This window comes from Candidatus Binatia bacterium (genome assembly GCA_036382395.1).
Taxonomy (GTDB): Bacteria; Desulfobacterota; Binatia; order HRBIN30; family HRBIN30; genus JAGDMS01.
Map to the genome: position 1 here is coordinate 1 of DASVHW010000007.1, position 2681 is coordinate 2681.

Here is a 2681-nt window from a genome sequence, read left to right on the forward strand (position 1 = left end):
TTCGCCGGCTTTGATCGCGGTGGAGAGAGGGCAGCCGACATCTACACGCTGATCATCACCGCCAAATTGAATGACGTCGATCCGCGCGCCTGGCTTGCCGACGTCCTCGCTCGGATCTCAGATCACCCGGCATCCAGGCTGGACGAGTTTGAGCTGTCAAAACGCCAGCATACAGTTGTTAATAAATGCTTAACTGGTAATTACTCACGTCCCGGCGTTTGTCGGTGAGATGGCTTATCGGGCGCCGGCTATTTTTTCCTGAACCGGGCGGCAAGCACGGTGTTGGCGAGTTGACGGTCGAACTCGTCCGGGTCGAACTCTTCGCCGGTCCAGTCGCTCTGTTCGGCGTGTTCGGGATGGGCGGGATCGGCCAGGATGGCCAGCAGTTCTTCATAGCCCCAGACGCCCCCGCAATCTTCAGGCGGACAGTTGCGCTTCCCGGCGATACAGACCGGATAGGATTGCCCCTCGACCGCCGGCTCGCTTTTTTCGAATGCGATCGTGTGTTCCCAATCGTCTCCGAAGTCATAAGTGTAGGCGAAGCGAACGACGCTGGATCTCAGCAGGCCGTTCAGGGTCGGGCGATTTTCGTCGGCGACGTCGTCGACACTGCGCTGATCGCCAAACTGCTCGCCACCGATGTCGAAGGCATGGAGGTGGCAATCGTGCCAGCCCATTGCCGCCTGGATTGCCTTGTGCAGGTCGCCGAGCGTCATCGTGCCGGGCGCGAGCAGCCGGCGCCAGACCGGCGGCTTCACGCCGCGCAGCGTTACCTTCAGACTGATGATGTTCTTGCTTGCGCTGGTCTTCGGCGCGCTGGTCCTGGCCATGATCTTCGCATCCTGTCGCATTGGGCACCGGTTGCGGACATCGGCGACGATGCCGCCATCACCACCCTGATTTGCGCGATACCATTGCCTGCGGCAAGCGGGCGATGGCCCGATCTATGTGCCGATCGGCAAGGGCCGTCCGTCCAAGGTCAGGCGGATGGAGCAAAGGATGGGGATGGCCCGTCGTCGGGCAGTCTCGAACACCGACCTGACGTCGGCGTAGAGGTTGGCGCCCCATTCGGAGCGGAAGCAATTGGTGACCTTGCGGAAGATCACGCAGGGGCGCAGCGCCTGTTCCGAGCCGTTGTTGGTCGGCGGAAGCTCCCGGTTGGTGACGAAGACGAACAGGTTCTGGCGATATTTCTTGATGATCCGGAGCAGCTTGCGCCCCTGCTCGCCAGCGGGCTCGATCCGGAGCAGCCGGTCGAGCTTCGCTTCGAGCTTGGCCAGATAGGCTCTAAGCGTGGAATCGGCGAGCCGGTCACGACGGCGGCCGATGGCGACGGCTTGCTTCAGGAGACGCTTGATGGTCGGTGCAAAGGCGTCATCGCCGGAGTCAATGGCGTATTGAACATCGCGCAAGAGATGGGCGAGGCACGCTTGATGGCCCGTCGTGGCCCAGCCCATCTGGGCGGCAAGCCGGTCGGAAACCCAGAAGTCGGGGCGCACCTTACCGAGAAACTCTTCGACCACGACCTTGCCGCGGCTCGGCCGGACGCGAAAGCAGGCGCTGTCGCCATTGTGAAACACCCACGTCCACCACGTCTTCTTGCCGACGCGCGCGCTGGTCTCGTCCGATTGGAGAATGGTCCCCGACAGCAGCCGTTCCCGGATCAGGCTGGTCTGGCGGGAAAAGGCGTCGCCGCTCCCGCGCAGCATGTTGGCAAGCGCGCCCTCGCTGATCTCCAATCCCAGAAGATCGGACATCAGTCGGGCCAGACGTTCGAACGGGATCGCCTGGGCGAAGCGCAGATAGAGCGCGAAGGCCCGCAGGTTCGCCCCGAACGGCGAACCTGGCTCCAGCCCGGCGGGCGCCGCCGCCTTGAACCGCCGCGCGCAGCATGGGCATACCCCACCATAAAGCGTCACCCGGGTCACGTCCGGCACGATCTCGGGTATATCGATGCGGTCATAGGCGTGGACCGCTTCCTGGCTGACGCCGCTCACATCGGCCTGACAATGGCCGCACCGCTCGGCCAGCATATCCCGCCGCCGCGTCGGGTTGGGATGCAGCGGCCGGTGCGCCCCCGCATGCACCTTGCTCTTCGGCTTCGCCTTTCCGTCACCGTTCGCCTTGTGCCCCTGGCTCGGCGGCGTCGAGGAATTCGACGGGGTCTTCGGCGGCAGTTTCAGCTTCGTGCGCAGTGCTGCGTTCTCCGCCTCCAAGGCCGTGACGCGCACAACCAGGTCGTCGATCCGCGCCAACAGCGTCGCGATCAGCGTATCTTTCTCGGCAGCGGAAAGAGAGGGAATATCGGGCGCCGGGGTCATCGAATCGTAGAATCACGACCCCACCCCAGCGTCAACAAAATATTGAGCCATTGCTCACCAAACCAACCAGATGTCGCGCTAGCCGGCCCCTACACAGTTATCATTCCGAGGGCGTGAGCAATTACAGCGTAATAGTCTTGGCCGCTTTCGCGGCCATAATTGCGGCGCCGAGTTTTGCTCAAACGGCACCGCACAGTGCATTTATGCAAGCCGATCACACAATGCGCGCCGGCAAGCTGATCGGCATGGCCGTCTACAACGACCAGGGCGAGAAGATCGGCACAGTCGACGAAATCTTAGTCACAGCGGGGCCTGTAGAGCCGACCGTTGTCGTAGCAGCGGGCGCCTACCTTGGCGCCG

4 protein-coding genes are annotated in these 2681 nt (G+C 62.8%); 2 read left to right on the forward strand and 2 right to left on the reverse strand.

Annotation, left to right across the window (positions count from 1 at the left end):
* Positions 1-228: transposase domain-containing protein (locus VF515_00370; GenBank protein HEX7406078.1), on the forward strand; the 228-nt coding region annotated here is incomplete at its 5' end.
* Between the two features lie 20 nt (positions 229-248).
* On the opposite strand, the gene VF515_00375 is transcribed toward VF515_00370, so the two are convergent.
* A complete protein-coding gene (locus VF515_00375) occupies positions 249-830 on the reverse strand; it encodes a plasmid pRiA4b ORF-3 family protein (protein HEX7406079.1) in 582 nt (193 codons plus the stop codon).
* A 114-nt stretch (positions 831-944) separates the two neighbouring features.
* Positions 945-2087, reverse strand: a complete 1143-nt coding sequence (locus VF515_00380) for an IS66 family transposase (protein ID HEX7406080.1) — start codon at positions 2085-2087, stop codon at positions 945-947.
* 1 nt (position 2088) lies between these two features.
* Here VF515_00380 and VF515_00385 point away from each other — a divergent pair, with 1 nt between their 5' ends.
* Positions 2089-2331 (forward strand): hypothetical protein, encoded by a 243-nt coding sequence (locus tag VF515_00385; protein ID HEX7406081.1) that lies wholly within the window; start codon positions 2089-2091, stop codon positions 2329-2331.
* Positions 2332-2681: the final 350 nt, after the last annotated feature.

Bases quoted from the DNA above. Each gene is read 5' to 3' on its own strand.
- VF515_00375 (HEX7406079.1), bottom strand. From the start codon at position 830: ATGGCCAGGACCAGCGCGCCGAAGACCAGCGCAAGCAAGAACATCATC.